General features: G+C 56.5%; 6 protein-coding genes. 3 read left to right on the top strand and 3 right to left on the bottom strand.

What is annotated here, in order from left to right; translation table 11 throughout:
- Positions 1 to 17: 17 nt before the first annotated feature.
- Positions 18 to 2,636, top strand: a complete 2,619-nt coding sequence (gene clpB / locus GOW48_RS16340) for an ATP-dependent chaperone ClpB (protein WP_170755273.1) — start codon at positions 18 to 20, stop codon at positions 2,634 to 2,636.
- Positions 2,637 to 2,763: 127 nt separating this feature from the next.
- On the opposite strand, the gene GOW48_RS16345 is transcribed toward clpB, so the two are convergent.
- The 3 genes from GOW48_RS16345 to GOW48_RS16355 all read right to left on the bottom strand — a co-directional run bounded on the left by GOW48_RS16345 (position 2,764) and on the right by GOW48_RS16355 (position 4,951).
- Positions 2,764 to 3,525: a class I SAM-dependent methyltransferase gene (locus tag GOW48_RS16345; protein ID WP_170755274.1), complete on the bottom strand. Its 762-nt coding sequence runs from the start codon at positions 3,523 to 3,525 to the stop codon at positions 2,764 to 2,766.
- Positions 3,526 to 3,656: 131 nt separating this feature from the next.
- The gene (locus GOW48_RS16350; protein WP_170755275.1) at positions 3,657 to 4,472 is read right to left on the bottom strand and encodes a cyclase family protein; all 816 of its coding nucleotides are present in this window, start codon (positions 4,470 to 4,472) and stop codon (positions 3,657 to 3,659) included.
- Positions 4,473 to 4,759: 287 nt separating this feature from the next.
- Positions 4,760 to 4,951 (bottom strand): hypothetical protein, encoded by a 192-nt coding sequence (locus GOW48_RS16355; RefSeq protein WP_170755276.1) that lies wholly within the window; start codon positions 4,949 to 4,951, stop codon positions 4,760 to 4,762.
- 367 nt (positions 4,952 to 5,318) lie between these two features.
- Between GOW48_RS16355 and msrP the strand changes: the two genes are divergently transcribed.
- A complete protein-coding gene (msrP, locus tag GOW48_RS16360) occupies positions 5,319 to 6,230 on the top strand; it encodes a protein-methionine-sulfoxide reductase catalytic subunit MsrP (RefSeq protein WP_170755277.1) in 912 nt (303 codons plus the stop codon).
- A gap of 4 nt (positions 6,231 to 6,234) precedes the next feature.
- On the top strand, positions 6,235 to 6,849 hold the full coding sequence (gene msrQ, locus GOW48_RS16365) for a protein-methionine-sulfoxide reductase heme-binding subunit MsrQ (protein WP_170755278.1): 615 nt from the start codon (positions 6,235 to 6,237) through the stop codon (positions 6,847 to 6,849).
- The last annotated feature ends 184 nt before the right edge of the window (positions 6,850 to 7,033 follow it).

Consider the following 7,033-nt stretch of genomic DNA (forward strand, 5'->3'; position numbering starts at 1 on the left):
TGGAAAAGGAGAATACTATGGACTTGAACAAGTTCACCGAGCGGGCACGGGGTTTCGTGCAAGCGGCGCAGACTATTGCGATGCGGGAAGAGCATCAGCGTCTGACGCCCGAACACTTGCTGAAAGCATTGATGGATGACGATCAGGGGCTGGCCAGCAACCTGATCACGCGGGCCGGTGGTGCGCCCAGCCGTGTCGTGAATGCGCTTGCTGCCTCGATGGCGCGTATTCCAAAGGTCAAAGGCGACACCGGACAGGTCTATCTGGACGGCCAGACTGCCAAAGTCTTGGACGAGGCCGAGAAAATCGCGACCAAGGCAGGCGACAGCTTTGTCCCGGTCGAACGCATTCTTATGGCGCTGTGCATGGTGAAATCGAAAGCCAAGGTGGCGTTGGAAGACGGTGCAGTCACCGCGCAGAAACTGAACGAGGCGATCAACGATATCCGCAAAGGCCGCACTGCCGACACCGCGTCGGCGGAAGAAGGCTATGACGCGCTCAAGAAATACGCGCGTGACCTGACCGAGGCGGCGGCTGAGGGCAAGATCGACCCGATCATTGGGCGGGATGAAGAAATCCGCCGCTCGATGCAGGTTCTGTCGCGACGGACCAAGAACAACCCTGTTCTGATCGGTGAGCCCGGCGTGGGTAAAACTGCGATTGCCGAGGGCATGGCCCTTCGCATCGTCAATGGCGACGTGCCGGAATCGCTGAAGGACAAAAAGCTGCTTGCGCTCGACATGGGCGCGCTGATTGCTGGTGCGAAATACCGTGGTGAGTTCGAAGAACGCCTTAAGGCCGTTCTGACCGAAGTGACCGAAGCGGCGGGTGAGATCATCCTGTTCATTGATGAAATGCACACGCTGGTTGGTGCCGGTAAATCCGACGGCGCAATGGATGCGGCCAACCTGATCAAGCCTGCGCTTGCCCGGGGTGAGCTGCATTGTATCGGCGCGACCACGTTGGATGAGTATCGTAAATACGTCGAAAAAGACGCGGCCCTCGCGCGTCGCTTCCAGCCTGTATTGGTGCAGGAGCCAACAGTCGAGGATACGATCAGCATCCTGCGCGGCATCAAGGAAAAGTATGAGCTGCACCATGGTGTGCGCATTTCCGACTCGGCGCTGGTCTCGGCTGCGACCCTGTCACATCGCTATATCACTGACCGTTTCCTGCCCGACAAGGCGATCGACCTTGTCGATGAAGCCGCGTCGCGTCTGCGGATGGAGGTTGACTCGAAGCCCGAAGAACTCGACCAGTTGGATCGCCAGATCCTGCAGATGCAGATCGAGGAAGAGGCGCTGAAGCTGGAAGATGACGCGGCCTCGAAGGACCGTCTGGAAACCTTGCAAAAGGACCTGGCCGATCTGCAGGAGCAGTCTGCCGAGATGACCGCCCAGTGGCAGGCCGAGCGTGATAAGCTGGCAGGTGCGCGGGATCTGAAAGAACAGCTCGACAAGGCGCGGGCCGATCTGGAAATCGCCAAGCGTGAGGGCAATCTGGCCAAGGCGGGTGAGCTGTCCTATGGCGTCATCCCCGAGCTTGAGAAAAAGCTGACAGACGCTGAGAACGCCGAAAGCAATGCGATGATGGCCGAGGAAACCGTGAGGCCAGCCCAAATCGCATCCGTTGTTGAACGCTGGACGGGTATCCCGACAGCCAAGATGCTGGAAGGTGAGCGTGAAAAGCTTCTGCGGATGGAAGACGATCTGCATTCCCGCGTGATTGGTCAGGATGCAGCCGTCACCGCCGTCGCAAACGCGGTGCGCCGTGCGCGGGCCGGTCTGAATGATGAGAACCGCCCCTTGGGCTCGTTCCTGTTCCTCGGACCGACCGGTGTGGGTAAGACCGAGCTGACCAAAGCCGTGGCGAACTTCCTGTTCGACGACGACAACGCGATGGTGCGCATCGACATGTCCGAGTTCATGGAGAAGCATGCGGTCGCCCGTCTGATCGGTGCCCCTCCGGGCTATGTCGGTTATGACGAAGGCGGTGTGCTGACCGAGGCCGTGCGGCGCAGGCCCTATCAGGTCGTGCTGTTTGACGAGGTCGAAAAGGCGCACCCGGATGTGTTCAACGTGCTGTTGCAGGTTCTCGATGATGGTGTGCTGACCGACGGTCAAGGCCGCACCGTGGACTTTAAACAGACGCTGATTATCCTGACGTCGAACCTTGGGTCTCAGGCGCTGAGTCAGTTGCCCGAAGGCGCAGACAGCGCGCAGGCGCGGCGCGATGTGATGGATGCGGTCCGGGCCCATTTCCGGCCCGAATTCCTCAACCGTCTGGACGAGACGATCATCTTTGACCGGCTCAAGCGGGCCGATATGGATGGCATCGTCGATATCCAGATGGCGCGTCTGCAAAAACGTCTGGCCGCCCGTAAGGTCGAGCTGGCGCTGGACGATGGTGCCAAGCAATGGCTGGCCGATGAAGGCTATGACCCGGTCTTTGGTGCCCGTCCGCTGAAACGTGTGATCCAACGCGCGCTTCAGAATCCGCTGGCCGAAGCATTGCTGGCTGGTGAGATCAAGGATGGTGAGACCGTCCCGGTTACTGCGGGCTCAGACGGCCTAATTATTGGCGACCGGTTGGGAACGTCTGATCGGCCACGTCCTGATGATGCGGTCGTGCACTGAGCTTTAAGCCCTAAAAGACCTACCCATTCGGTAGGTCTTTTTCGTTTGCGAAAGCATGTGTTTTGTTGCCCAGATAAACGATCGTTTTCTTTCGCGCCCAAGCGCCAAAGCTGCCCACGCAATAAACCTACGGGCCTTGTCGGACAATTAGCCGTTTCGCACCACCTTGCGCCGCATCCACAAGTAAAGAAACCTGACCCAAGGTTTCCAGAAATGCAGAACCTTCGCGGAGTTTGCGGGTTCTCACGTCGAGAATGACGGCACCGTCGTCTTCGACCACGTCGCGAAAAAAACCTGCATAGGTCTGCGCCGGATAGTGGAAGCCGCACGAGATAAAGCTCATCGCCAAATCAACGGTGCCGATTGATGAGAGTTCGTCTGAACCGGGATTCAGGCAGTTGATGTCGCCGGCGCGGACGCCGTTTTCCATCAGGAACGATCGCGCGACAGACAGATTGGAATAGGCCGCGCCGGTTTCCGCGTATCCGAAATGCCGTTCTGTAGTGGTTTCTAAATCAATCAGGTTCAGGTGACACTTGTGGTCCTGCCACAAAAACAGATCGAACATAGCATAACCACAGCCGATATCTGCAATCGATGACGGAGCGAGGCTTTGTATCGTATCCCGAAGTTCCAGATACTCTAAATAGATAATTGCGGCAGCGCGGCGCGCCAGATCGGTTCCTTGATCCCGCACAAGCGATAGGGCGGGTTCGGGATTTCCGGCGGCCCAGGCGCGGTTAATCCTGCCGGAGCGGGGTTGGTCATGAATGATCTCTGACCTTTGCATGATCAGATTGACCAGATCGTTTTGGGAAAACGCGTCGAAGGATAGTCCGGACACTTCAGGCAGGGCAGTTGCCTTCATCATCCGCTCGGTCGTGATCATATCGTGGTTTCTACATGTCTGGGATTGGAGTTGCAGTCCGGACTTTGTGGCAGGTTTATTCGATGTTCAAGACCCGCTCATTGGCGGTGCCGAAAAGGATCGGGCATTCGATCCTTTTCGACCGTTATCATTCAAACCATCGCGAAAATGCGCGCGGGTCCGCCTGTGCCGCCTTTGTGCTTTGGTGCTCCGATAACCAGCGTTGCGCCCGAAGCGGGGACGCGGTCCAACCCAGCGATGTTTTCGATCCCGAAACGGCCCGTCGGCAGCCACGCGTAGTGGGTGGCAAAGTCGGCCGACATTCCGTGATCAAGCGATAGGGTGTCTGAAGCTAACGACCGCGCGCCCGTTTCCTCGATCAGCATCTGAGCGGCTTCGACATGAAAGCCGGGGTAGTGCTGCGCCTGCCCGTCAAACCCGCGGTAGGCGTCACTGTCGACTTTGGCGGCCCAACCAGAGTATAGGGCAACGCAGGCGCCGTCCGGAATATCTCCGTGGGTTGCCATCCACGCGTTCAGATCGTCCGGAGTCAGTAAAGTATCGGCATCTTCGGCCGCCCGCGCAGCGATATCGACAACACAAAGCGGTGCCACGAGATCTGTAACCGGGATTTCGTCGACCGCTGCCCCATCCGCCGAGAAATGCAATGGCGCATCAATATGAGTTCCGGTGTGCTCGTTTACAGTCATGCGTTGCAGGTTGAAGCCGTGGTCGCCAAAATTGAACAGTTGTTCGGACGCGTAGCCGGGCTCACCAAAATAAGTGGGAAAGTCAGGGCTGATCGTGTGGGTCATGTCCTCAACCTTGCCGTGCCCCGCGGCCATCGCCATTGGCGCTGCTGCACTGGTCGCCGCTACGGCCACGCCCGAGGCTGCGGCGGCTTTGAAGAAACTCCGCCTTGAAAGCATCCGGTCCTTGACCGCGTTCATCACACAGATGTCACACATTTGTCTTCTCCCTTTCGGCTGTCCCGGTTGTCGGGTTTCGAAGGATCCCTACAAGACCCCTTCGGAACAGACTGCATTTTGCGAGAAGCAGTTGTAAAGATAGCGGTCGGAGAGGGTGCAGTGTTTCGGGGAACGATGCTTCAACTCACCGTGATCGGTTCTGTGCGTTTTGGTTAACGTTGCATCTAACGAACAAATGATTTCGAGGACCGCAAACGACAAGAGCCCGCCGAATGGCAGGCTCTTGAATACGTGCATGACCCAGAGGGGCCAAAGGATCGGAATTCTTAGGTGCCGGTCGGCAACGCGTTCAGGTCTTGTGCGTTGCTCTGATCGAGATTGGTATCTTCACCGATTTCCTCGCAGGTCACAGGGAATGTCTCATTCGAGTCGCACCCAGAGATTGGGTAGGTCTCTTTTTCGGCGCATGCCGCGATGAACAGGGCCAGCGACAGGCCAGCTACCAGCTTCATTTTCATGTCTCGTCCTTTCCGATCATATCGTCGTATTTTTTGTGGCGCTATCTGCGTGATCAGCCTTGGGGTGATCTCAACTCCGTCCCTTCACGCCTTGGGAAAACTTAAGCGGCTGGGCTGCGGGTTGGCTAGCGCCAATATCAAGGGTGACGCTAGGTTCTGTTGGGCTAAATGTACATTTCGTATGAAAAAGCGGCTACTTTTAGCCGAAGTTTATGAATGATTAGATGTTTAGTATTGTATTGAGCCTTAGTTGCGCCGCTTGATGGTTCGTTACAGCCTCGTCTCCCAATCGTGACGCATGTTGCCTTGGTCCTGTGCTAAGAGCGCACTAACTGACAATTAACAATGTACGATCACGGAGACAGAGATGGCGCGTCGCTGGACCAATGCACTGACACATGCGGATGTCACCCCAAGGGCGATGTTTATGAACCGGCGGCAGGTGATGGCTGGGCTTGCAGGTGCCGGGCTGGCGGGGATTGCGCAAAAGGGTTCCGCGGAAGAGTCTCCTGAGGGTTTGACGCCGAACACTTGGGAAGAGATCACGTCCTACAACAATTACTACGAGTTCGGCACCCGCAAGGATGATCCTGCGAAATACGCCCACACGCTGGTCACCGAACCCTGGAGCGTTCAGATTGATGGTCTGGTGGACCGCCCCGGTGAATACGACTTCAAAGACATAATGTCCGAGATGACAGTCGAAGAGCGAATCTATCGGTTCCGGTGTGTCGAGGCTTGGTCGATGGTTGTTCCCTGGAACGGGTTCGAACTGGCTGATCTGCTGAATATGGCCGGTGTGCAGGAAGGTGCCAAATATGTGGCGTTTGAGACTGCCTATCGTCCGGATGAGATGCCCGGCGTGCAATTCCCGGTCCTGGACTGGCCCTACCGTGAAGGTTTGCGACTGGACGAGGCAATGCATCCGCTGACGATCATGGCGACGGGAATCTATGATCGTCCGATCCCGAACCAGAACGGCGCCCCTTTGCGTTTGGTTGTTCCATGGAAGTACGGGTTCAAGTCGATCAAGTCGATCGTCCGGATTACCCTTACGGATGTTGAACCTCCGACAAGCTGGAACATGGCCAACCCGCGTGAATATGGATTCTATAGTAATGTGAACCCGAATGTGGATCACCCGCGTTGGTCTCAGGCGTCTGAGCGTACCATCGGGGGCGGGCTGTTCTCAAAACGTATCCCGACGTTGATGTTCAACGGCTACGAGGCCGAAGTCGCCGGTCTTTACGAAGGCATGGATCTGTCGGAATACTACTAAGCGCATGCAGACCGTGAACCAGATACTCCGCCGGGTGCCTGTTTGGGCCGTCTATCTGCTGGGCCTGATCCCGGCACCATGGCTGTTCTATCAGGGTCTGACCGGAGGATTGGGTATTGATCCAATCGAAGTGCTGGAACATCGCTATGGCGAGCTGGCGTTGCAGCTGTTGATTGTCGTGCTTGCGGTATCTCCGTTGCGGCGGTTTGCGGGGCTGAACTTGATGAAGTTCCGGCGGGCTTTGGGGGTGCTGACCTTTGTCTATGTCAGTCTGCATCTGTTGGTATGGTTGGTTTTGGATGTGCAACTGCCAAGCCAGATCTGGGCCGACATCCTCAAACGTCCCTATATCACAGTGGGCATGGTCGGGTTCCTCCTGCTGCTGCCCTTGGCTGCTACATCAAACAATCTGTCGGTGCGCCGTTTGGGTCCACGCTGGCGCGTCTTGCAACGTCTGGTCTATCCAGCCGCGATTTTGGGTGGGCTACATTACGTGATGCTGGCGAAGGGATTCCAGATCGAGCCATTGATCTATCTGAGCGTGATTCTGGGCCTTCTGGCCTTGCGTCTGCCACTGTCGAACCCGCTCAGCCGATTCCGACAGGTCGATTCCGCCTGAGTCTGTGGGTAAGCCTGTGCAAAACCCGGGTTACACGGTGAAACGGTGGCGGGGGGAGTTCGTTTTGGAGGTGGATTTATCTGTAAGTATATGAAAACAAATTGAAATTTTAAAATTCTGAGTTTTTTCGAATTTTTCAAATTTTCTGCTTGCGGCTTTGTGGGGTAGACCTTAGAACCCCCTT

The sequence above is a fragment of the Ruegeria lacuscaerulensis genome, from assembly GCF_013033355.1.
GTDB lineage: Bacteria > Pseudomonadota > Alphaproteobacteria > Rhodobacterales > Rhodobacteraceae > Ruegeria > Ruegeria lacuscaerulensis_A.

Bases quoted from the DNA above. Each gene is read 5' to 3' on its own strand.
- clpB (WP_170755273.1), top strand. From the start codon at position 18: ATGGACTTGAACAAGTTCACCGAGCGGGCACGGGGTTTCGTGCAAGCG.
- GOW48_RS16345 (WP_170755274.1), bottom strand. From the start codon at position 3,525: ATGATCACGACCGAGCGGATGATGAAGGCAACTGCCCTGCCTGAAGTG.
- GOW48_RS16350 (WP_170755275.1), bottom strand. From the start codon at position 4,472: ATGTGTGACATCTGTGTGATGAACGCGGTCAAGGACCGGATGCTTTCA.
- GOW48_RS16355 (WP_170755276.1), bottom strand. From the start codon at position 4,951: ATGAAAATGAAGCTGGTAGCTGGCCTGTCGCTGGCCCTGTTCATCGCG.
- msrP (WP_170755277.1), top strand. From the start codon at position 5,319: ATGGCGCGTCGCTGGACCAATGCACTGACACATGCGGATGTCACCCCA.
- msrQ (WP_170755278.1), top strand. From the start codon at position 6,235: ATGCAGACCGTGAACCAGATACTCCGCCGGGTGCCTGTTTGGGCCGTC.